The sequence below is a fragment of the Fulvivirga imtechensis AK7 genome (assembly GCF_000331535.1).
Taxonomy (GTDB): Bacteria; Bacteroidota; Bacteroidia; order Cytophagales; family Cyclobacteriaceae; genus Fulvivirga; species Fulvivirga imtechensis.
In genome coordinates this window covers 1-22,061 of the sequence record NZ_AMZN01000082.1, presented here as the reverse complement: position 1 = coordinate 22,061, position 22,061 = coordinate 1, and the positions used below count along the sequence as shown (strand labels likewise).

Annotated in this window: 24 protein-coding genes; 14 read left to right on the top strand and 10 right to left on the bottom strand. The window is 45.0% G+C overall.

What is annotated here, in order from left to right; translation table 11 throughout:
- Nucleotides 1–86: 86 nt before the first annotated feature.
- The 9 genes from C900_RS30055 to C900_RS22015 all read right to left on the bottom strand — a co-directional run bounded on the left by C900_RS30055 (nt 87) and on the right by C900_RS22015 (nt 6,069).
- Nucleotides 87–260 carry a hypothetical protein gene (locus tag C900_RS30055; RefSeq protein ID WP_009582464.1) on the bottom strand — a complete coding sequence of 58 codons (174 nt, stop codon included), beginning with the start codon at nt 258–260 and terminating at the stop codon, nt 87–89.
- A gap of 51 nt (nt 261–311) precedes the next feature.
- Nucleotides 312–797 carry a hypothetical protein gene (locus C900_RS22045; protein WP_009582463.1) on the bottom strand — a complete coding sequence of 162 codons (486 nt, stop codon included), beginning with the start codon at nt 795–797 and terminating at the stop codon, nt 312–314.
- Between the two features lie 11 nt (nt 798–808).
- On the bottom strand, nt 809–1,279 hold the full coding sequence (locus C900_RS22040; protein ID WP_009582462.1) for a phage virion morphogenesis protein: 471 nt from the start codon (nt 1,277–1,279) through the stop codon (nt 809–811).
- 3 nt (nt 1,280–1,282) lie between these two features.
- Entirely contained in the window at nt 1,283–1,516 is a 234-nt protein-coding gene (locus C900_RS30050) for a hypothetical protein (RefSeq protein ID WP_157494126.1), read from the bottom strand.
- Complete coding sequence (locus C900_RS28805; RefSeq protein WP_009582461.1) at nt 1,509–2,384, bottom strand: phage head morphogenesis protein; 876 nt, start codon at nt 2,382–2,384, stop codon at nt 1,509–1,511. The genes C900_RS30050 and C900_RS28805 overlap by 8 nt, the downstream gene beginning before the upstream one ends.
- On the bottom strand, nt 2,381–3,592 hold the full coding sequence (locus C900_RS22030; protein ID WP_009582460.1) for a phage portal protein family protein: 1,212 nt from the start codon (nt 3,590–3,592) through the stop codon (nt 2,381–2,383). The genes C900_RS28805 and C900_RS22030 overlap by 4 nt, the downstream gene beginning before the upstream one ends.
- Nucleotides 3,593–3,685: 93 nt before the next feature.
- Nucleotides 3,686–4,102 carry a phage protein Gp36 family protein gene (locus tag C900_RS22025; protein ID WP_009582459.1) on the bottom strand — a complete coding sequence of 139 codons (417 nt, stop codon included), beginning with the start codon at nt 4,100–4,102 and terminating at the stop codon, nt 3,686–3,688.
- A gap of 12 nt (nt 4,103–4,114) precedes the next feature.
- A complete protein-coding gene (locus C900_RS22020) occupies nt 4,115–5,638 on the bottom strand; it encodes a hypothetical protein (protein WP_009582458.1) in 1,524 nt (507 codons plus the stop codon).
- Nucleotides 5,638–6,069 carry a hypothetical protein gene (locus C900_RS22015; protein ID WP_009582457.1) on the bottom strand — a complete coding sequence of 144 codons (432 nt, stop codon included), beginning with the start codon at nt 6,067–6,069 and terminating at the stop codon, nt 5,638–5,640. Before C900_RS22015 ends, C900_RS22020 begins: the two co-directional genes overlap by 1 nt.
- A gap of 173 nt (nt 6,070–6,242) precedes the next feature.
- Between C900_RS22015 and C900_RS28800 the strand changes: the two genes are divergently transcribed.
- From C900_RS28800 to C900_RS21945, 14 genes are all read left to right on the top strand, one after another.
- Entirely contained in the window at nt 6,243–7,304 is a 1,062-nt protein-coding gene (locus C900_RS28800; protein WP_009582456.1) for a hypothetical protein, read from the top strand.
- Nucleotides 7,305–7,343: 39 nt separating this feature from the next.
- Nucleotides 7,344–7,691: a hypothetical protein gene (locus C900_RS22005; protein WP_009582455.1), complete on the top strand. Its 348-nt coding sequence runs from the start codon at nt 7,344–7,346 to the stop codon at nt 7,689–7,691.
- Nucleotides 7,692–7,733: 42 nt separating this feature from the next.
- The gene (locus C900_RS22000; RefSeq protein ID WP_040497301.1) at nt 7,734–8,813 is read left to right on the top strand and encodes a hypothetical protein; all 1,080 of its coding nucleotides are present in this window, start codon (nt 7,734–7,736) and stop codon (nt 8,811–8,813) included.
- Nucleotide 8,814: 1 nt separating this feature from the next.
- Nucleotides 8,815–9,033, top strand: coding sequence for a hypothetical protein (locus C900_RS21995; RefSeq protein ID WP_009582452.1), 219 nt, complete (start codon nt 8,815–8,817; stop codon nt 9,031–9,033).
- The gene (locus C900_RS21990) at nt 9,030–9,323 is read left to right on the top strand and encodes a hypothetical protein (RefSeq protein ID WP_009582451.1); all 294 of its coding nucleotides are present in this window, start codon (nt 9,030–9,032) and stop codon (nt 9,321–9,323) included. The genes C900_RS21995 and C900_RS21990 overlap by 4 nt, the downstream gene beginning before the upstream one ends.
- A 170-nt stretch (nt 9,324–9,493) precedes the next feature.
- On the top strand, nt 9,494–9,988 hold the full coding sequence (locus C900_RS21985; RefSeq protein ID WP_009582450.1) for an N-acetylmuramoyl-L-alanine amidase: 495 nt from the start codon (nt 9,494–9,496) through the stop codon (nt 9,986–9,988).
- Between the two features lie 14 nt (nt 9,989–10,002).
- A complete protein-coding gene (locus C900_RS21980; RefSeq protein ID WP_009582449.1) occupies nt 10,003–10,713 on the top strand; it encodes a hypothetical protein in 711 nt (236 codons plus the stop codon).
- Between the two features lie 5 nt (nt 10,714–10,718).
- Entirely contained in the window at nt 10,719–11,309 is a 591-nt protein-coding gene (locus tag C900_RS21975) for a hypothetical protein (RefSeq protein WP_009582448.1), read from the top strand.
- A gap of 149 nt (nt 11,310–11,458) precedes the next feature.
- On the top strand, nt 11,459–13,843 hold the full coding sequence (locus tag C900_RS21970; RefSeq protein WP_009582447.1) for a tape measure protein: 2,385 nt from the start codon (nt 11,459–11,461) through the stop codon (nt 13,841–13,843).
- The gene (locus C900_RS21965) at nt 13,840–15,909 is read left to right on the top strand and encodes a hypothetical protein (protein WP_157494125.1); all 2,070 of its coding nucleotides are present in this window, start codon (nt 13,840–13,842) and stop codon (nt 15,907–15,909) included. The genes C900_RS21970 and C900_RS21965 overlap by 4 nt, the downstream gene beginning before the upstream one ends.
- On the top strand, nt 15,909–18,008 hold the full coding sequence (locus C900_RS21960) for a hypothetical protein (protein WP_009582445.1): 2,100 nt from the start codon (nt 15,909–15,911) through the stop codon (nt 18,006–18,008). The genes C900_RS21965 and C900_RS21960 overlap by 1 nt, the downstream gene beginning before the upstream one ends.
- Nucleotides 18,005–19,876 (top strand): Ig-like domain-containing domain, encoded by a 1,872-nt coding sequence (locus C900_RS21955; protein WP_009582444.1) that lies wholly within the window; start codon nt 18,005–18,007, stop codon nt 19,874–19,876. Before C900_RS21960 ends, C900_RS21955 begins: the two co-directional genes overlap by 4 nt.
- A gap of 140 nt (nt 19,877–20,016) precedes the next feature.
- Nucleotides 20,017–20,640, top strand: coding sequence for an SGNH/GDSL hydrolase family protein (locus C900_RS21950; RefSeq protein WP_157494124.1), 624 nt, complete (start codon nt 20,017–20,019; stop codon nt 20,638–20,640).
- Nucleotides 20,641–20,685: 45 nt separating this feature from the next.
- A complete protein-coding gene (locus C900_RS21945) occupies nt 20,686–21,255 on the top strand; it encodes a hypothetical protein (RefSeq protein ID WP_009582442.1) in 570 nt (189 codons plus the stop codon).
- Nucleotides 21,256–21,389: 134 nt separating this feature from the next.
- Here C900_RS21945 and C900_RS21940 read toward each other — a convergent pair.
- Nucleotides 21,390–22,061, bottom strand: a 672-nt coding sequence (locus tag C900_RS21940) for a hypothetical protein (RefSeq protein WP_040497298.1), incomplete at its 5' end; no start/stop codon positions are given.

Below are 22,061 nucleotides of genomic sequence, written 5' to 3'. Positions count from 1 at the left end.
GGTATAAGAATATACTAATCAAATATACGAAAAGGCAGCAAAGTACGGCTGCCTTAAATCGTATAATATGCCCAAAATACTTACGTCTAGCCATTTGTTCCGGGAGGTGGCGCGGTACCATCATCATCGTCATCATCACCACCCCCTGTCACTGTATCTACAGTAGGTTTGCCAGCGTCAAAAATTTCATCACCGGCCGGATCACAGGCGGAGAGGGTTATCATCCCTATTAAGAAAAAGAATAAGATCAATCGTTTCATAGCTCTGTAATTTAAGATTAAAGAAGTTTTAAAAAGGCTTTAAATATAACACTAATCCGGTGGATTGTTAAGCTTGTTGAGTACTACCTCCGACTCATATACAAACACATGCACCATCAGGTTGTCGTTGTCATGGTCGGTGCGCGTTCTTACCAGCTTCATTCTCTTGAAACAAGTACCTGAACCCTTCCAGCCGTCAAAAAGTTCATTGATCATGTAGGGGTAATCCAGCTGTGTTTTAAAGTCATTGAGCTGCGGGGAGCTGTCCCTGCCATCTACGTACAGATCCTGCACGATATGCAAGGCTATAGGCACATTACATTTCTGAGTGAATGCGGTGTGGTGCACCCAGTCTATTTCCGCAAACTCGATAAACACGGCAGGCCGCAACCAGGGCAGATCATTCTGCTGCTCTTCATACTGCTTGTTGTACCATTGGATGTCTGCCACAGCGGTGCCTCCCAGCCCGGTGAGCCACGCCTCATTGTCGGTGATGCGTTGCTCTATGGCGCTATAAATAATGTTCTCTGGATACATAGTGTTAAATGTTATGTGAATACTCGCCTGAAGCGTTTCTCAAATACTTTCCTAATGTTTTCACTCAGTACCTTACTCTCACCGGCAAACTGCCTTTGTGGTAGCTTGAAGTTCATATTACGTGAGTGCGCTCTTACCTGCATTGACCGGCCAGCTCTCCGCCTGGTGTGGCTCCTTACGTTCTGCGTTACGTTGATGTCAGCGCCTTCATTATGCGCGGCCATGTAGTCCTCCATCTTCAGCAAAACGTAGGGTTTTTGTATTTTTGATGCAATTGATCTGAGGCCGTCACCGGTATCTATGAGCAGACCGCGGCCACGGTTTCGGGGTGCAAAGGCCTTCCTTGCAGGCCACGGCCTGCCGTCCCAGCTTCCCGCGCGTATGTTGTCGATGGCATGGTTTACCATCTCATTCGCTACGATGATCGGCAGCTCTGCCTTTAATGCCTCCAGGCGTCTTATGACTACTTTGTAGTGTGGCATCGGCTATATCTTTTCCCAATGTCCGTTTACTACACCACCAATAAAGGTGCCGTCATTATCATCGTGGCCGCATACTGAACATGGCATCCTGTAGCATCCAGGATGCTTGTGACAATCACAGCGACATTTTATTACTACCGGCTCTGTTGCCTGTTCGCAAGTGTGTGGAACTGGTAGCCTGGTTTTAATACCGTGCTTCAAGTTGTAGCAGGCCTGGCAATGTGATATTCTACTCATATATAGGAATGTTTAAACCGAAATTATTGTCTGCATCGTCCTGGTTGGCGATGTTGTAGTATGGGTGTGTCCGGGGGAATATTACCCCGTCTTTACCCGGATTGCCCAGGAACATCTCTTTGAGCTGTGGCTCTGGTATGTCCTGAGGCCTGGTGCGTTCTCCCTCTGCCAGTTGTCGCACTGTGCAGCGGCATCCCCAATCGTTAGGTGGCATGTAGCTATTCCAGAATGGATGCGTTACCGGCAGTATGACTTTATCCAGTGGCCGGTGGCTCTCTCTTACCCTGGAGTCACCGGCAGTTATGTACTGGAGTAGTGGCAAGGCGTCTGCCTGGCTGAGGATCTGCGTCCACTTGGCCGCCATACGGCTGGAGGCTGTGGCGTGGTTGTACTCAGCTCTCAGAAAGTTGACATTGTACTCCTGGTTGAGCTTGAGGATCTCATCCCTGAACTGGGCAAATGTTCTACGTGCACCGTTCTCATCGAGTAGTAGGGCTGAGGCCTCCTGTAACATGTTGTAAGTCTTGAAGCCTGAGAAAACATATATATTCTCCCTGAGCTTGCGCAGCATCTCCAGGTCAGCACCTTCAGCCACTTTGAGTGTGGTACCAAATCCGCGTTCTACAGATTCAAACAGTTCATTGGCTGTAAGCTCGTACAGCTCCTGGTCAACCGTGACCGTCTCGCCACTGTAGATCTTTTCTATCAGCCGGTCTATGATCTCCAGTAGATCGTCCTGGTATGAGAGCTTGATCTCCCGGTGCTGCTCCTGGGCATGGTTGCAGCGTGGGGTGTAAAGGTTCTTAAGCTGCTCGATCAACGAGATCCCGGAACGGGTCCGGGATGAAAGCTCATTCTGATCTTTCACTTTCCCGGCTCAGGTGCAGCACCTCCGGGCTGCATTAGCTTTTTACGTTCGGTCCAAAGCTTTATGGCAGCTTCGTCAGGGTGAGGTACTCCAAACTCATTGTAAAAGTCTTCAGCGGCAATAGGGATACGTTGCTCCATTTTAAGCCATATATCTGCCTTCTTATCTTTTGGAAGTTCTTCACTTACGATAAAACGGCCATGGTGACCTTCAACAGGATAGCCATGAGGTATCAGTATGTTGTTTTTAAATGGATAGTTGAGGATATACTCTACCATAAGCCGGTCCTCCAGGTTTACGGACTTCTCTACTTCCTGATGTACTGATCCAAGTGCGTAAGATCCTTTGCCCTCACTGCTGGTTGTTAGCTTCTGACCTAACACACCTATTGTTATCTCATCGTTAAGGATTTGGTGCAGGTCTTTATAGGTGGTGCTGGCTCCTGACTGGTTGGCTTCATGAAAATTGACAGAGGTGCCTTTTGGTACAACCACATAAGCAGCCGCTCCCTGAGCCTTTGCCTGTTTGGTTACTTCCTCCCTAGCACCGGGATCGTGTGGATCGTATTCATACCACCTTAGCGGCATGCCAAACATCTCGTTGAAACGGCTGTAATCTGCCAAGTTGCCCCTTTTCAGTAATACATAGGGTGCAATCTTTGCGTACAGGCCCAGGTCTTTAGGTTTTCCAATTTCAAGCATGTAGTACTTGTATGGTTCCTCTCGGTAATTCCAACCCTTTTCTTTTGATCCCCACATCTCCTTTGTGATGATCCCCTCCTTGGGGTAGATATTTTGTCTGGGTATTATTTCAGTATCAACTATCAATCCGTTTTCAAAGACGTGCTCAATCACGTTATGCCCTTGAAATACAAAATCCATTATATTCTCCATATACTCGAAAAACCAGGGCGATCTGAAGTTTTCTCTGATCACATCCACCTCCAGATCTTCCCACTCAAAAGGACATGTTTTAACGGCTCGAACTCTCTTACTTATTACCATGTCAAGGTGTAGGTCAATACTCAGATCGTGGTAAGTGTCAAGCAGTGGTTTTCTGTAGGGGTTTTGTACCCGCTCAGCGCTCTTCACATTTGAAATCCATTTTTGTATGTCTTGGTTACCACGCTGTAGCTGCCCAACGTTGATCTGATTGATCACTATCTCAGGGTCAGTCTGGGCTTTTTGTTTCTTTTCCTTTTTAGCCATTTAAGTAGTTGTTTAGGGTCATTGCAGGGTTATGTTTATAAAGTCGCTCTTAAACGCTCTTAAATACCCTAGCGATTATTTTTGTGTTGTGCATCAGTAGTATGGATTTCTTTTTCTTTCAGATCCGTACTTTACATTGAATTTGCTACCTTCGGAGTCACCTGCCGGTTTGGGGAGGTCAGGCTCCAGTTTTCCGGCTGCCACCATCTTCAACCAGTTAAGCGCATCGGTATACTTATCATTGACATGCTGGGGGACCTGAGATGGTGCAACCCTGGAGTATACCCTGTATACAACCATGTCAACCATGTACATCAGCACAGTTTGATTTCTGGCTGAGCCTGACTTATTGAAGATCCTTGATATATCATACCTAACATTCAAGTAGCTTTCAATCAAAGATTGCACTTTTAGCTCTGTCTGTGTTCGGATTGTTAGATCTGCGTTGATCACCTTATTAAGCACATCGGCCTGTACGTGATCCTGATAGTCTTGTTGTGTTAAAAACATATGCAAAGGGGCTTAATACATTTTGTTACTTCTGGTTCTTGTACCTGTTTCTGGCGGTTGTGACGTAAATACCATTTCCTTCAGTTTGAACATCGCACCCTCTACAGCATCAGGTCCATCCTTCTTGGTTTTAGAACCTACCCGAAACCTGAGGTACTGACTAATCAGGCGCTTTGTGTCTGGGTCATCCTTCAGAGATTCATCAAAGATTACTTTCTTGCGCTCATAGTTACCGGCTGTGGCTGCTATACGTAAATCTTTATCGGGCTTCTGCCTCTTATCTCCTTTAATAGGAATTTGGTAACCGTAATTTTCAGGAGAAGCGGCATCAGCAAAATTTTCATATAGCATATCTAAGAGAAATACCTCTTCCATCCACATTTGAGCTGTAGCGTTATTCTTTTTAAGGAATTCGTCAAGGTCGTAATGCCAGGCCACTTGTTCATTTTTGGAGGCATTCGTAAGGTAAACCTTCCTGATGTGATACTCTCCGTTCATCAGGCCGATCAAAACGAGACATTTAGTATCGGAGTACTCTGACTTTTTAAAGCCACCGTCCAGGTAGCTGATCAGGTACCGGTAAGTTCTTAGGGGTGGCAGCTTGGCAAATATGAACCAGAGTTTTTGGAACTCTTTGCCTTTGATCGAGGGATTGTTAAAGTACTCCGTGTCAGCTTCATCCTCCATCAGGTTGATCATCTCCTGGCACTGCTCTTTAGTATATGCCTCGGGCCATGTAGGGTTACCATCTTTGTCCAGGAGGTTGACCTTTAACCTGAGGCCTCCCGGTTTATCCTTAACAAGGTCGTAAGCACGCTGGATGATACAGTCCTCATCAATCTTATTGTTCAGGAATGTAATGCGGTATTTGCCAGAGATATGCAGAGCGCCAAAACAGTCACCCTGCACATACTTCCAGTGCTGGTCTAACCTGGTAGGATTACGGCATACCTCGGGATCGTCAAAGTCGTCAAACCTGAGGCGGTCAAACCTGGTAGCTTCCTCATCATCCTTGCCACCACGCGGATTTTGCCCGGCACCAAACGCCCGGAAGGATGCACCGTTCTTGGTGATGAACCATTCATCCTGCCAGCGTGCGCCCTTCTGTATACCAAAGTCGTTAATGATGCGCTGGTTTTTCTCCAGGGCTGTCTTGATAGACTTGAGTAATAGCTTTGCCTGCGTCTCCGTGTGGCTAAACAGCGCCATGGAACGTATCTCTCCTTTGAGGTATAGGAATACATCAAGCATGTCAGTAACTGAAGACTTAGCCTGATCCCTGGCCACCATGATGGCGGCTATAGATCTGTCGTTCTCGATCATGTGACGGGTGTACTTCCTGTGCCACTTGGCAAACTTTGCTTTAGCTACTTTGGGGAAGTAGTAGTAACAGAACTCTTCAAAGTTGTTGAGTAGGCGCTTTTTCCTGACTTCCTTTTCTGCATGAGTTTCTTTTGCCTTCTGGTCCGGTGTGGCGGCTTTGATCGACTCACCAAAGGCAGAGAAACGCTTGAGATATTTGACGTTGTTGCTCATTACGATTCCATTTGTTCGGCTTTCATCAAAAGAAAATCATTGATCTGATCTACCAGCCGTTTAGCCAGGTCCAGGTCTATTGGCTTGATGTGGTTCAGTAGCTCCTCATAGCAGAGTACATATTCCTTAAGGCTTACATTTTGTATGTCTTTAATGGCTGCGGTAAGCTTCTTCTTTATGTCGGCCTGTTTACTGGTGGGGATATTATCCTGTGCCTCTATCAGGGTGTCAAGCGCCTCCAGTTGGGTGTAGATCTTCGCTACCTGCTGGTCGGGCAACAGGTTGCGTGCCTGCTTAATGTTCTTCCAGGGCTGCACCCACTTGGTCATGGTCTTATTAGTTACCCCGACAATGGCGGCTATTTCATCCTGAGTTTTATTGCTGTGTAAATACAGGCTCTTTGCCAGCGCCTGAGCTTCTTTCTTAGCCATAGTAAAGCATTTGATTTGTACAAAAGTGCATACTTATAAGAGGGCTGGAAAGGCCGAAAAACTCAGATAGCAATATTCTCTCCAACAGTACTAAAAAAATTAGCAAACCAAATTTTCACCCTTTTAAATGGGGTTTTAAGCTTTCATATTTGCCTAAATGATTTAGTAAAACGATGGCAAAACACACTTTCATACTCTCAGACGAAACTGTAAACGACTACGGGTTTAAGATCCTGACGGATGGAATAGACCTAAAGAGGTTCAAGAAAAACCCAGTGATGCTCTACGCACATATTCGATCATTTGAAAACAAGGGTAAGGAAGGTGTAATACTTCCTATCGGAATGTGGGAGAACATCAGGAAGGAAGGAAAGAAGCTGCTGGGTGATGCCGTGTTTGATGAAGATGATGAGTTTGCTATGAAGATCTCCAAGAAGGTGGACAAGGGCATCCTTAATGCTGCCAGTGCCGGACTTGACATACTGGAGTACTCGGAAGATCCAAAGCTAATGGACAAAGGGCAGACGCTACCAACCATAACAAAGTCAGTGCTCAAAGAGGCCTCAATAGCTGACATACCGGGAAATGCCAACGCCTGTAAGCTATTTGGTGAAAATGTGGTGGTGTCCATAGGCCTTTCAGACAGCAACCCTCAGGACTTAGACAAGCTTTTTTTAACTAACAAACCTCAAATAAAGATGGATTTAATCATTTCTGAAATCAATAAGTATCATGAGATGACTGGTATCACGCTATCAAGCAAAGCCAGTGAACAGGAGATACTTGTGGCTATGAACAAAGTTCTTAGCAAACAAAAGGCTGAGCTATCAGCTAAGGACGAAACCATTACTACCCTGACGGCTGAAAAGGACAAGGCTGTGACCGACCTGGAAGCTGCTCAGGGTAATGCGCTTAAGGACAAAGCTACCACTTTGGTGGATGCTGCTCTTAGTGCCGGTAAGATCGTGGAAAAGCAAAAAGAGCGATACCTGAACCTGGCATCCGCAAGCGATGAAGGTTTTGAGTTCGTCAAGGCTGAGCTGGAGGAAAAGAAAGCTTACCAGCCGATACACCAGCAGCTCAACAGCGGTGCATCGGGCACTACTGATGAGAGCCTGGTAGAGGAGTGGGACAAAGCTCACAAAGCGGGTAAGCTGGAGTCAATTAAGCTGAGCAGCCCAGAGAAGTACGCTGAGATGTTTAAGGCCAAATTTGGTAAGGAATACAAGGCTTAAACATCCTTTAAATAGAGTTTTTACACTAATCAAAATACAATGGATACAATCAAATTTCCCTACGGACCGGCCTCCCTGGAGACGCCAGACTCAGCGGCTGCTATATCCGTGGACATCAAAAACACTAAGACCTACGTGCAGATAAGCCCTACCGAATCGGTAACGCTCGACCTTGTGGCCTCTGATGAGCTGATGGTAGGCTCTGAGGTGCATGTGGATATCATCCAGGACGCTACCGGTAGAGCTTTAGCTTTTGGTAACACCGGTGATACTATTGTAGCCCCGGACCTGGCAGGTGTAGCCAACGACAGAGATACCATACTGCTACAGTGGAACGGTACTGCCTTCGTGGGTGGTGTATGGGCTAAAGTGGTTGATGCTGCTTAATGTCTGGTAACTCATTTTTTCAACTAAAACAAGAGACAAACAATGAAATTTTTTAAGCTTATATTCTTGAATATCCTGATAGCCTGCTTTATGGGTGTGGCTATCGCAGGGTCTATGGCCCTAAACCCCGTGCACACTTCCGCCTGTGTATTTTTTGCGGGGTTAGTTATTAGCGCAGTTAGCCAGGCGCCCTCCGGTGTAGTGTTTAGAGCAGTGCAGGTGGAGATATGGGAGAACTTCATAGCTGAGAACCTTTTCAAGGAGTACCCATGGCTAACGAGATCCAAGGACAGATCTGAGCACGTACTAAGCGGTAAGGTAGTACACATTCCACAAGCTGGAGCAAAGCCTAAAGCGGCTAAAAACAGAAGCGTGTACCCGGTTCCCCTCGTGAAGAGAAACGATACAGATGTAACCTATGCGTTGAATGAGTTCAGTACTGAGGCCACCCTGATATCGAATGCTGAAACAGTAGAGCTGTCTTATGACAAAATGGAATCAGTATTTGGTGATCATAGAGGTGTACTGTCTGAGGAAGTTGCCAGGGATGTACTGGCGCAGTGGTGCCCGTCTCAGGATGCCAACATACTGAGAAGCTCGGGAGCAGACACTGCTGTATACCTGGATGACCAGACTGGTACCAGAAAGAAGTATACACCTGCTGACCTTGCGGCTGCTAAAACGAGGTTGAACAAAACCACTAAGCGAGAAGGTGGACCGCGTGTAGCAATCATGACCGAAGAGGCCTATAATCAGATAAAATCTGACGCTGATGTCATCGACAAAAACAAGATGGATTCAATTGGTGCGGTATGGAAGGATGGTGACCTGATTAAGCTACATGGTTTTGACATTGTGCGTACTGATGTAGTTCCCCGATTTGACAACACTGCAACACCAGTAATCAAGTCATCTGATGCTGATAATGCCGCCACCGACAACGATGCTATACTATGTTATGATGAGCGGTATGTACACAGATCTGTAGGCTCTATTGAGTTCTTTGAAACCAAGCGTGATGCACTTCTTCAAGGTGATGCTTACAGTGCCCTGGTGAGAGCTGGCGGACGCAAGGAGCGAAACGATGAAGTGGGTACAGTATTGATAGTACAAGCCGCTTAATATGCACATTCACTTTGATCATCAAAAGACAGCCGGTACCGTGATCGGTGCCGTGCTGGCCTTTGTCAACAAAGTGGTGGAGTCGGGCGGTGAGATATTCGCGGCCCTAAGTATAACCGTGATTGTTGAGGCCATTGTAGTATCTGCTATCGGAGCCATTACCGGATTTCTGGTCACAACACTCTGTAAGCACATCAAGAACAAAATTTCAAAGTCATGAAAAAATATACAGATGAGGAGTTGGAGAAGTTGGCGCAGGACACTTTCAAGAAAACACCTGGCGCTAAGCGTCTGCTGATTGCCGCCAATGGCACAATATTCCGGGAGGATCAGGCCTACAGAGCAGATGAGTACTGTAAAGCTAATCAGGTGGAGGTACACCCATTTGAAAGAGGTGGTAAGGCTGCCAAAGCTCAGGCTGATGAAAAAGCCAAAGCAGAGTCCGAGCAGGTAAAGGAAGAAACACTCCCGAAGCCAAAGAGCAATAAGGGTAAAGGTAAGCAGGCTTAGCGAACATGAGGGATGTGCCATAGTTGGTCCCCTCCCTGCTAAGACAACATAAACCCCAGGAGAGAGCGGGACTGCTGAAACGTCCCTTTGGGGTGGAGTAGGCAGTCCCATAACAAACAAGTGCAAACCGGGAGGCGCAACAGGGCGCCTCCCACTTAACGATCTCAAAGATGAAAAGACTTACTTATCTGGTAATACACAGCACTGACACCCCTCAAGGCCGGGAGGTTACCGCTGCTGAAATACGCGACTGGCACACTTCACCGAAGCCAAGAGGCAGAGGCTGGAAGCAGGTAGGTTATAGCGACATCATACACCTCAATGGAGATGTGACTAACCTAGTGCCGTATGACAATGATCAGAAAGTAGATCCCTGGGAGATCACCAACGGTGTGGCTGGTATTAACTCACTCAGCAGGCATGTAGTGTACTCCGGTGGTAAAGATCCGGGGGGAAACTTTGTGCTTGACACCAGGACGGCCGAGCAACGGCTGAGCCTGGCTAACTACGTTCGCCAGACTATAGCACAGCACCCGCGTATCAAAGTTGCCGGACACAATCAATTTACCAAGGCTAAGAAGTGCCCCAGCTTTAACGTGCCTCAGTGGCTGAGGGCTATAGGTGTGGCTGAAAAGAACATCTACAACGGAGAGGTAAACCTTTAAAGAGCATTTAAGACATGAAAAAATTTAGCATAGATAATTTCAAAAAGGGCATCATCACCACGGTGTTAGGCTTGATCCTTATAGTGGTAGGTGTAGTGCTTTTCTTTCTGCCTCAGGCTACAATACTGGAGGCTACTACGGTAATCGTACTGGGCTTGTCCCTATTGGGGGTGAAAGATCCCAGGATACCAGGAGGCAAGACTACAATAGGTGTATTCCTGGCGTTGATCTGGGTAACGCTTTTTATCCTGTTCATTACCGGGTGTGTAACCGCTCAGAAATGCGCTGATAAATTTGGTACTGGTGAGACACACACCGTGACGGTAAAAGATTCGGTAGAGGCTAAGGTTGTGGTGCCAATCAAAGGCGATAAGATCAGTCTTAAGATAGGTATCGACAGCCTGCTGGCTGTGCCTTCAAACAAGCCAGTGCCGGATACATTCATCATCAGGGAAGGACGCGCACAGGCCAAGTTCTGGAAGGATAAGTATAATAACTACCTCAATGGTAATGTGGAATGTCTACCTGACACTGTGGTGGTGACTGAGAAAGTGCCTATAGAAGTAGAGGCAGAATGCCCTGATACGCTTGTACTCGATCCTGAAAAGGGGCTTACCTGGTGGCAAAAGCTGTGGCGTGGCTTTCAGTTCTTTTCAGCCTGGGCAGTAATGATCCTTTTTGCCTGGTTGCTTACGAATAGAGTTTTAAGGAGCCTTAAAGCATAGCCGGTATGATCAACAAGCTACTACTTAAGCTCATTGCTTTCCTATACAACTTCACGTATGAAGGGGTGTATTTGGATGATGTAAATAAAAAGATGATCAGGCCGGTGCCCCGCCTGATCATTGACGGTAAGCAATACTATGAATTTCTCCAGCCTGCCGACATTCCGCAAAATAGGTTCGTGCATTACCTCGACTTCAGGGAGGAGAGCGAAATGGGCGTGACTAGGGAGCTACTCAATAAGTACATACAAGAGCTAATCAAGGCTAATGACAACCACGAAAACAGCCGTATAGGTTCGCTGCTGTACATGCTCCAGTCTACGGTCAATGACTGCACGCCTATAGAGGTACTTTATAACATGGCCAGCCTCATGTACTTCGACAAAGATGAGGACATCAGTTGCTATGATCTTGACTACAACCAGGAGAAGATCCGAAAGTTTAAGAAGCTGCCCGACCAGGGTTTTTTTTTGCGGACACTGTGCGAGAGAAGTTTGAAGCTTACTGGAAAGTCACTACCCAAAGACATCGACCTCTATTTGAGGCTAAGCAAGGTCAAGCTCAACGCGTATCAGCAGATGCTTACCGGAAACTGAGGATCAGAAACAGGGAGCGTTTTGAAACCCTGGTATCCCACTACTGCAAAGGTGATGAGGTGCAGGCTGAGAGAGTGAAGAAAAAGACATCAGAGGACTTTTACGGCTGGCTGAGCCGCATGTATAAAATCAAATTAAAGAAGTAATCAATGGCTGCTGAATTTCCCGTACGTGCAAAGGTGGAAGACAAGGAGCTGGACCAGTTGATAGCAAAGCTCCGTGCTGCCGGTAAGGCTGCCGACCTGACCGATAAGGAGATGGGGCAGCTTGAAAAGCAAATCCGTGACACAGGCCGCGCTGATAGACATTTGAACGGGATCAATAAGAAGTTAGGAGACATGAGCGGTCTGCTGGGTAAGGCTGCCAAAGGCGCGTTAGCTCTCTGGAGTATAGACAAAGCAAAGCAGTTCCTTAACACTACAATCGAAATTACTGCACAATTTCAAAAGTTCCGTGCAATACTCGCAAATACCCTTGGATCCGACTCAGCCGGTGCCGCTGCATTCGATCGAATTCTGTTGTTTGCAGCAAAGACCCCCTTTCAGGTAAGTCAGATCACAGACGCTTTCATTAAGCTGGCAAACAGGGGCTTTGTGCCAACAAACGAAGAGCTTACAAAAATGGGTGACCTGACCAGTGCAATGGGCAAAGACATGGATCAGTTAGTAGAGGCTCTGCTTGATGCTACAACTGGAGAATTTGAGAGACTGAAAGAGTTTGGTATTAGAGCTAAGAAGTCAGGCGATCAGGTAGAGTTTGCATTTAAGGGCGTTAAAACTCAGGTTGATTTCACAGAGGAGTCTATCAGAAACTACATACTCAGTTTGGGTGAGCTTGAAGGTGTTGCAGGATCTATGGCGGTTGTATCTGAAACCCTTGGCGGAAAAATGTCAAATGCGGCTGATGCAATTGATCGCTTCTTTGCTGCTCTTGGAGAGAATAAGGGAGGTGTGATTGAATACTTCATTGAGCAGTTTACAGAGCTGACTATGGCTATTACTCAGTTCATAGAGGTAGCTAATAAGAATCCTTTTGAGGATTACGCAAACAAAAGGATTCAAAAAAATATTGAAGCATTTGTAAAGCTTACTAAGGAAGATCAGGTAAACGCTATCAATGAAGTAGTAAAGCACATACAAAGCTATAGAAAAGAGCTGGCCGATCTTGAGGGATTTTATGCCGCGTCAAAGCAAGCAAAAAGTACTGATGACCTGAAAGCTGCCGCTGAAAAATTCGGGTTCTCACTGAAGCAGGTTGAGATCATACTCAGTGATTATGACTTTGAACTGGAGCACTCTACAGCGCTGCTAAAAATCGCTGAGGAAAGCTATAAAGCCTATATGAAGGAGTTCAATAAAGGGTCTGATGATGTTGAGGAACAAACTTCTATACTGGCAAGACTTAATGCTGAATTAGCGAAGGCAAAAGCAGAGAGAGATAATGCAATCACTGAGGACCAGCTTTCTAAGGCTAACCTCAGGATACAACTCCTTGACGCGGAGATCAAGAGACTGATGGAGCTTGGCAGGATCCAGAAAGATATAGTGCCGGATCTACTTGAAAAGAGAGACCCTGCTGCTGAGGCGCGCAAGTTCACTGATGCTATTAAAAAGCATTTTGGTGAGGACTTCCTGCCTGACCTTGAAAAGATCAATGATGACATCCTGAAGGACTTTGAGAACACAATGGATGACATGTACAAGGCTAACCAAGAGAGGCTGAGAAAGCAAAGAGAAGCGGAGGAAAGGGCTAGAAGAGAAAGAGAGGAGATAATAAGAGCCTCCTTTATGCTGAGTGATCAGATAGCTGAAACATATGCGGAGATTGAACGGAACAGATCTAACGCCAGGCTAGAGAGACTTGAAGAGGAGAGGCGTGAAGAGCTTAAGAAAGCTGGTGATAATAAAGCTGCAAAAGAGCGTATCAATGAGGAGTATGATGAAAAAGAACGAGCGATCAAAGCAAGGCAGGCGCGTAGAGAACAGACACTTGCACTTTTTAGCATTGCAATCAATACGGCAGAGGCTGTGGTGGCAGCTATCGCGAAAAGTCCTACAACTTTCGGTTTGCCCTTCAGTGCTTTTGCTATTGCTATGGGTGCTCTTCAAGCGGCGGCTGTAAAAAGTCAATCAATACCTAAGTATAAAGACGGTGTCTATGATCTACAGGGACCAGGCACAGAGACAAGTGACAGCATACCCGCACACCTCAGCAAGCGTGAGAGTGTTGTGCACGCCAAGGCAAGTAAGAGGTTCGGTTGGCTACTCAAACCGATGATCGAGGATAAGAGCTTTAGCGAGCTACAGCTACGTGAACTGGTTGATAAGCACATACCTACGCACCTGAGGGGTGACATCATGCTTACAAAAGGAGGTCGTAAGGGTGATGATATCACCAGAGAGCTGAGGGATATAAAAAGGGCTATTGAAGGCAAACCGGTGAGCCACATTAATGTAGATGAGAATGGCTTTAATGTAGGTATACAGAAGGGACAAATGTGGACTAATTATGTATCAAAAAGATATAGTGCTTGATGTATAACTATTACCTGTACCATAAGGACTTAAAGACAAAGGTCAGAATAGAGGACCCGGTAGGATGGGACGGTCTTGGAAAGTCTATTAAGCGTGATAAGAAACTGCACGGTGTGTTTTTTGAGTATACGCCAAAGTTACAGTTCATTAAAAAGGGTAAGGCTATAATTCACTATTTCTATGAAAAGTACGGTATAGAAACGGAGCTAATACTTATAGTGAAAGTGCTTGACTCAACAACAAAGAAATTTTCAGAAGATTACAGAGGTCGCTTAAATCTTACTACGCTGGAAATAAGCAAACTATACGCCACTTGCAATGTGGAGAACACAGGGTTTTTACAAAAGTTTAAGAATAGGATGGACGTAAAGGTGGACCTGCAAAGTAAGAAAACACAAGGTGGTAAGACTATTACACCTTTTAATAGTGAAGTGCAGACAATACAAATGCACAGTAAGACCATAAGGATGAAAGCCAGGTTTGGTTTTGTGGATGATGGTAATGATGAAAATGTGCATGTGCCAGATAATGAGTTTGACGTAGAGCACACGCCTCCATTTAAAGAGAAAATGAATTTTCTTACAGGTGCTCAAGAACCCTTTACAACCGATAGATTTACCCCAATTCTTTCAACTGAAGGTGAAGAGTTTCCGATAGGAATAACTAGCAGGACAATACGGGTGACTGGGAGTGTTACTGTTTCAACTAGTATACCGGCTGAGGGCGTTTACATCCGGCTCCTACATGGCCCTGTGGGAGGCTCATGGCAAACCGAGCAGTTGTTGCAAGCCAATGGCCAGAGCACATACACGGTTGATTTTGATGAAACGATAGTAATAGAGGCGGAAGAGGAGATTATTTTTATTGTAGGGCCTGATCCTGATTCTGGAAATCCGCCAGGTCTACCAACTTTTACTTACCACACAGATAGTATACTTGAGATGAGCGAAGACACAACTTACCCGGCAACAGACTGCCCGGTAATGCTACTTCATGAGATATGGGCGCGGGTGTGTCATAGCATCACAGATCAGGAAGATAGCTTTAAAAGTTCTTATTTTGGTCGTACTGACTCTGAGCCAAGATCGTATTTTGCTGACGGAGCTGGCAGCCTCCGGGGTCAAACAGATGGAAAGCTCCTTAGAGGGTTCCCTTTTTCAGACAACCCGATGCACGCAAGTTTTAAGGATATGTTTGAAACATACAATGCTGTTGACGGAATAGGCGTGGGTATAGAAAAGGAGGATACAAGGGAGATAATAGTGGTGGAGCAAGTGAGTAACTTCTACGTGAATGAAAAGAGCATCACGCTCAACTATGTTAATGACATTAAAAAAGAGGTAGATGCTACGCTGTATTGGAATGAGATTTTAGCAGGATACAAAAGATGGGCAAATGAGGAACAAAACAACCTGGATGAATTCAACTCCAGAAAAGAGCTGACGCTGCCGATAACACAGATCAAAAATAGGCTTTCATTGGAAAGTCCCTACATAGCAAGCGGCTACACGCTTGAGTTTACCAGAAGGGAGCAATATGAAGAGGGAGATGCGAAAGACAATATAAATGATAATGAAAATTTCATAATTCAACTCAGGCGTAGTGGCGGTGGCTTTGTGACTGATAAGGATGAGGACTTTGCTGTGTTGAATGGTGTGCTAGATCCGGGAAGTGTGTACAATGCAAAGCTTTCAATAGCCCGGAACATAATCAGAAACGGGCCGGTGATAGCAGGATCATTATATAAGACTGAAGATGGTATTAAGATCAACTTTGGTGAGGGTAATACTGATATGGTGAGCAGGCTGAACAGTGAGACGGAGGAGGTAAGCGAGGGAGGTGTGATCACTAAGGCACAATTAGGCAAACAAATTTGGATACCGGAGAGGTACATATTTCGGCATAAGCTAACAATCGAGGACTGGAGAACATTGAATATGTATCCTACCAGGTATGTGGAGTTTAGCGCTACGAACAAAAATCATAAGAAGGGCTATCTGATGGAGGCCGTGCCTGATCAGAAGACCAGAGAGGTAAGTTTTCAACTATTAAGAGCTAATTTGTAATGGCAGTACAATTCATATCATATTGTAATACATCGCATGGGTATATAGCTGAGGTTTCTTATGATCCATCAACAAAAACGATCATTGGAGGGAACCTTACATCGGATATTTGTACTTCTGGTCAACCAAATGTTCTTTATCAGCATAAAGAAGGTAATATAACATATCTGGTAAAACCCCAGAATATACATCCATATGCATTTGTTACAAGTTTTGAGGATCCTGTAGAAACTCCATGTGAAGTGGCTTTGAATTCTGTAGGTACAACAAATGCATCTAGCGAAAATACAGCGGATGGTACGGCCACACTGAATGGCACAGGGTCAGGCATAAAAACCTTCTCTATCGGAGGTGTTAACTATCAACAATCAAACATATTCACTGGGCTTCTGCCTGGCCAGTACTTTGCGTATATAAAGAATACTATGCAAGATGGCAGAACCTGCATAGATTCTCGTAAGTTTCAAATAAACTATAATGAGGTAGTATGTAACCTGAAAATAGGAACTGTCAAAATTGACCCTGACGCTGGGGGTAACGATGGTAGTATTACAATAGAGACGCTTATCAATGCTGTAAAGCAGGTGGAGTATAGGCTTAACCTTGAAGCCTGGCAGGATAGTCCTAAATGGGAAAATCTGTCAGCAGATATATATCAGATATCAGTGCGGTATAAGTCTCAGACCACATGCGGAGATGTGCGGAATGTACTGGTAAGTGTGGTTACGTGTGACGTTAAAATTGAGAATGTAATCGTATTGCATGAGCAAACGATTTTTGCGAATGATGGCTACCTGAAAGTTGTAGCCTCAAGTAGCAACGGACCGATTCAATATAGCGTTGATGACGGAGATAACTATCAGTCCAGCTCTGAGTTTTTTAACCTTCCACCGGGTACATACCAAATAAAGGTCAAAGACTCTCAGGATTGTACTGACGAAATATCAGCCGCGATTAAGAGGTTTAGAACGGCTACTATTGATATACCTATAGTTCAGAGTCACCGGTTTGTCCTGGACAATACAGAGCTGCAAAACTTTGATAACACCCTGTTTAGGAATATGAAATTTCCCGGAGTGCTCCAGGAGTGCTACTACCAGAAGCTACAGCAGAGTGATATCACGTATTTGCAGTTCCGGTCAAACTACGAGAGCAACACGCTCAAGATCTACGACCTTGAAGATACTTTAATAGAGACTTTAACACCCGTTAAAAAGACTGCTTTCACTGACTATGAGGAGTCTGTTACCGGATATATTACCGCTGGCTTTGGTGGTAATGTATGTCAGATATATTTCAGTGACGGTCTGCCTGAGTTCGCACAGGTAGGGCAGCTTATTACACTTGAGGGTTTTGCTCAGGCGGGTCTTGATGGAGATTATTTAATAGAGGATATACGCCCTGGGGACCGACACGCAGAAGGCTTTGAGGCTATAATAATTACTTTCCCTACAGACTCAAACGTGCAGAGTGGTACAGTATCAGCAATCTATGACATCGAACCCTATGAGGTGTGGGAGCAGATCATCAACTGGGGCAACTACAATAATGATAAGTACTACATGGTGCTGGAGGGTAGTGATGATCAGTTTGGGGAATACAGAGCTGAGAGCGAGCCACTGGAGCTGAAGGCCACACAGCCGGATACAGTACTTATCAAGTACAAAAATTTTGAGAACGCCTATAAAATGGACTACACAACCGGGATCATTAACCTGATACGTGTAGAAGGAGATCTGAAATGGCCAACACCTGGAGGTGAAAGGACAGTGACAGAGGACAGCCGTAATAGGGCTATCAAGCTGGCTGAGAATGTGACAAGGAACCCTCAGTTGTCAGTGTTTGAGGTACCACCTTATCTGGCTGAAAAGCTGGCATTTGCATTCGGACATGATTACATACTAGTGAATGATGTAGAGTATCAGACTGAGGAGGATGTAGAGATAGAATACTTCCAAAACGATGCATTTGCCAACGCTAGAGCCAAGCTGAGGCAGGTGGATCTTATTGCGGACAATACCGATGACCAGGGCGATGTAGATACCCCTGTAAATATACTAGAGTTGAATAATGATCTATTTGAAGTTAACCCGGCATGACACAGTTTAGAACCACCAACTTTCCACGTCTGAAGGAGCTGCTAGAAGCTTCACCCGAGGACTTTCTTGTGATCCGCAAGAGCAGCGAGGGAAAAGACTATAAGATCCGTAAAAGCAACCTCACAGGCTCAGGGCAGCAGGTGTCACTTGCCTGGGACTCAGAAGAGGTTTACGATACTCCGGCAACCAGCATCGGGTCCGGTAATCCTGCTTATGCTGAGTTTAACAATAAGCTTTGGAAATCAAAGATTGACAATAACCAAGGCAACCAACCGGCAGAGGACGCAAACTGGACTGAGGTGTCTAAGAATGAAAGCGGTTTGGTGCCCCATGCAGCTGGCGTATACACACAGGAGGAGGTATATGTTACCGGAGTGCCTAAGGCGGGTTATCCTAAGTGCCTGCTGAGGCTCACGGTGGCTACACGGCCATATGAGACGACTGACCTGGTGGCTGAGTATGCTGCCGGGGATTGGGAGATAATAGGGTTTATTCAGGCAACTCAGTCAGAAGTAGATTTAGCCATAAACGACATCAGTTTTGTAACTCCTTTGACACTTGATAAAAAGTCTGCACCAACTTTTACTCCTACAAATCAACTGACATTCAACAGCAACAAAATAGGCCTTCAGCAAAATGGTGGAACCTGGAATTTTACATTAGCGGCTTCAGGTAATATTAACGGAAAGACCATATTTTTGATTCTAAACACGCCTGATGCTGTTACTTTTAGTTCGGATTTTGTTTCACTCGATTCAACTGTGCCCGATGTGTCAAAGAAGGTCCACTTTTTTGGCTATTATAATCAGCAGCTTAACAAGGTATTCTACTCTATTAAGAATACTGCCGCTTCTGATCTTACTGCCCCCACTATACAAAGTGCGACTGTTGAGGACAGTGCGGACACTTCACTTGTTGTAGTCTTTAATGAGCCGGTGACAATAACTGATTTAACAGGCCTTTCTTTAGATTTTACTACCGGAACTGCGAAGACATTGCAGAGTGTCTCAGGATCTGGAACAAACACATTGACTTTCACGCTCGATGCGTCAGTAGTTGAGGCAGACGTATTCACTTTAGAGGTAGCTGCTAGTAATAACATTGTGGATTCATCTAGTAACGGCCTTGAAGCAACTAGTCAGGCGGTCACAAATAATGTAAGTGATGCTTTTGATGTGTCTAGTATTAGCCCTGATTTCATCCACCTGCCAATGGATGTACAGGGTACTAATTCTGATCCGGCTACAGTATCAACCGATAAGCTGACATCAACATCTTATGACTTCAATGGAAGCAACTCGGGCGTTCCAAGAAGCATTCAAAACAGTAAGGAATGTCTTGACTTTGGAGTAGAAAACCTCAGTTCTCAGAGTACCGCACTATCATCTTTATTTCAAAACACGTTCAGCATATCGGTTCAGATTAAGCTTAATGACGGACAACCCTCAGCAGTGGGATATGTGTGTTACATAGCAAATACAACTGTCAGCCGATTCTGGATAGATATAAGGACTGACGGGAAAATAACGGTTGCTTATGGATGTGATTCCACAACAGTGTTCGCACAGACCGCTAATTCTGTTTTTGCAGATGTTGCAATGTCTGATTTTGTTCAACTAGCTGTTCGGGTGAACAGTGGTTCAAATATTGAAATCTTGATAGATGAGGTTGTTCAGACGCTTTCTGGCTCATTGGACGGAGACATAAGTGGTTTAACAATGGCGAACTTTAATTCCTCAAACGCTAAGTTGGTGATTGGCGCTCAAACATCTACCGGGACATCACCTCTCGATTGTTATATGAGACACTTTACGTTACAGCCCGTAGCTTATACGGCACAAAACTTAACCGATCTTGCAACGCTATGATGTTAAATTTCATACATAGCATAGCGGGTAATATACCGCCTCTAGCAGTACTAATAATAGGAGACAGTATTGCCAACGGCACGTCAAACGGTACTACATCCGCACAGGCCGGGACTCTTTATGAGTTTAGATCTGGAGTATTGACGCAGATAACAGATGATTTGCAGGATGCAAATACAGGTGGATATATGCCTTCATTTGCAGAAAAATTGTTTGAGTTAACCGGTAAGCAAACATATGTAAGTGAGAACGCTGAGGGAGGCAGCGAATTTAGCCCATATCTTGATAATAACAACTGGAGCCAATCAGGTAATTTGTATGCGCCTATGGTTGCCGAGGCTGAATCATTTGAGACTTATTTAGGCCGGAGTATAGATGTCATAATCATGATCCTAGGGATTAATGATGCTCGGGGAGATACTTCACTAGCAACTATAGAAAGTGATGCGTTTGATCTAATAGACAGATTAGCTGTGGACTTTCCTGACGTGCCCGTGATGATTGTGCAAAGAGGAAGGATGTCAGGCGGATCATACGCAAGCGACCCGCAATGGATAGGCGTTGGTGAAATAATTACAAATGGCGTAGATGGTCTTGTTGAAACCTACTCACATGTACATCTTGCAGAGGACTTATCCGATACGGATGAATATCCTATATCAACACCAGCGGCTTATTATGATTCTCTTCATCTTACGCAAGAGTATAACAATAAGCTGGGAGAGAACTTAGCCATTTTTTACGCGAACAACATAATGCAGTAATTTTTTTTAACTTTTAACAATAGATCTATTATGAAACTTTTTCACATGAATTTAGCGCTCACTGCATACGATCCCTGCGGTGCGGCCTTGGGTACCTTCACACCAGAGGGAGACTGCCTTGAGGAGGGCAGTTTGATTGTTGGTGCCATGATGATTAAAAAGGGTGTGGACGTACAAACGCTGATCGATGCCGTCACCATAGATGCAGCCGTCGCCGCTGGAGACGTTAAGATCCTGAAAGGGTTCTCAGGTAACTGGGCCAGACCTACGGCAAACAAGAAGCCTGGTATGGCGTTCAAGCGAGAGAAAACGAGTTCGTTTACTTACTCCATACCATTTAAACACTATGGTGTAGATGCCAATCTTGCCTTTTGGAACACTGTTAATTTCAGCAACGATTGGAGCATGGCCTTTGTGTTCGAAGACTTTAAGATGTTTGGCGCACTGGATGACCAGCTGGCTGTGATCCCTATGGACTTTGATGTGGCGCCTGCTAGTGACGAGGAGCTAGGCGGCTCAAGGAGAATGGAAGGTACTGCCAACTGGACCGTTAAGGCCATGCCTTACCTGTTGTCAGACACTCCGGCAGCTGTGTTGGCTACTTACTTTAAGTAGTGTTTAAGTGGTGGTTAAACGTGGTTTAAAGGGCGCTCTGTTGGGCGTCCTTTTTGCATTGCGCGGCTCGCTGTAAAAATGTACTTTTGGTTTTGCTAAAATGTACTTTTGGTTTTGCCGAATATAATATCTCATTAATTTGAAGTGGGAGCAACTATATAACTACCGTCAGGAGCATTTATTATTTTATAATACTGCATCGTACCTTCAGGCCTGTTTCTGTAGTAGTACAGCCCTGGATATCTTTGAGACTCCATAAAAAGAGTATAGCCATCACCATTTAGTTTATTCCGAGGATCTTCAAAATGAAGATTAAATAAATCTACAGTCGCTCCTAATTCATCATTAGTCAACCTAAAACTTAATACACTTAATACATTACTCGGATTCCCTAAATCTAAAACACCGGTTGGACCATTTTTCCATGCTCCGCTAGAAAAATCAACCTCTGTAGCTTGCCCACCTGGCCCAATAATTACTATATTCCCATTTGGCAAGGATTTTAAGTTATTTAAAAACCTACCATATGCATTTTCCTCCCTGTTTTCCTTTAAACCAGTACCAGACATAAACTCATTCCACAGCCTTTCAAATAATCCACATTTAGGGCAATCTCCATCCATGCCTCTAGCTTTCGTAAAAGTAGTTTCATAGCTGTAAGACGTTTCATCTGCTACTCCATCGTACTCTCTCCAACGGGTGGTAGTTTCAACCACATACAGCTCCCCGTTTACAAAATCTGTTTGAGACTGATGTGCTCCATATTTATTTGTGAAGTCACTTCCGCCCATCAGGAAGTAATCCCG

Coding starts and splice junctions, on each gene's coding strand:
- C900_RS21975 (WP_009582448.1), top strand. CDS start 10,719: ATGATCAACAAGCTACTACTTAAGCTCATTGCTTTCCTATACAACTTC.
- C900_RS22045 (WP_009582463.1), bottom strand. CDS start 797: ATGTATCCAGAGAACATTATTTATAGCGCCATAGAGCAACGCATCACC.
- C900_RS21990 (WP_009582451.1), top strand. CDS start 9,030: ATGAAAAAATATACAGATGAGGAGTTGGAGAAGTTGGCGCAGGACACT.
- C900_RS28800 (WP_009582456.1), top strand. CDS start 6,243: ATGGCAAAACACACTTTCATACTCTCAGACGAAACTGTAAACGACTAC.
- C900_RS21945 (WP_009582442.1), top strand. CDS start 20,686: ATGAATTTAGCGCTCACTGCATACGATCCCTGCGGTGCGGCCTTGGGT.
- C900_RS21995 (WP_009582452.1), top strand. CDS start 8,815: ATGCACATTCACTTTGATCATCAAAAGACAGCCGGTACCGTGATCGGT.
- C900_RS22040 (WP_009582462.1), bottom strand. CDS start 1,279: ATGCCACACTACAAAGTAGTCATAAGACGCCTGGAGGCATTAAAGGCA.
- C900_RS22000 (WP_040497301.1), top strand. CDS start 7,734: ATGAAATTTTTTAAGCTTATATTCTTGAATATCCTGATAGCCTGCTTT.
- C900_RS22030 (WP_009582460.1), bottom strand. CDS start 3,592: ATGGCTAAAAAGGAAAAGAAACAAAAAGCCCAGACTGACCCTGAGATA.
- C900_RS22005 (WP_009582455.1), top strand. CDS start 7,344: ATGGATACAATCAAATTTCCCTACGGACCGGCCTCCCTGGAGACGCCA.
- C900_RS22025 (WP_009582459.1), bottom strand. CDS start 4,102: ATGTTTTTAACACAACAAGACTATCAGGATCACGTACAGGCCGATGTG.
- C900_RS22015 (WP_009582457.1), bottom strand. CDS start 6,069: ATGGCTAAGAAAGAAGCTCAGGCGCTGGCAAAGAGCCTGTATTTACAC.
- C900_RS21970 (WP_009582447.1), top strand. CDS start 11,459: ATGGCTGCTGAATTTCCCGTACGTGCAAAGGTGGAAGACAAGGAGCTG.
- C900_RS21980 (WP_009582449.1), top strand. CDS start 10,003: ATGAAAAAATTTAGCATAGATAATTTCAAAAAGGGCATCATCACCACG.
- C900_RS30055 (WP_009582464.1), bottom strand. CDS start 260: ATGAAACGATTGATCTTATTCTTTTTCTTAATAGGGATGATAACCCTC.
- C900_RS30050 (WP_157494126.1), bottom strand. CDS start 1,516: ATGAGTAGAATATCACATTGCCAGGCCTGCTACAACTTGAAGCACGGT.
- C900_RS21955 (WP_009582444.1), top strand. CDS start 18,005: ATGACACAGTTTAGAACCACCAACTTTCCACGTCTGAAGGAGCTGCTA.
- C900_RS21960 (WP_009582445.1), top strand. CDS start 15,909: ATGGCAGTACAATTCATATCATATTGTAATACATCGCATGGGTATATA.
- C900_RS21985 (WP_009582450.1), top strand. CDS start 9,494: ATGAAAAGACTTACTTATCTGGTAATACACAGCACTGACACCCCTCAA.
- C900_RS22020 (WP_009582458.1), bottom strand. CDS start 5,638: ATGAGCAACAACGTCAAATATCTCAAGCGTTTCTCTGCCTTTGGTGAG.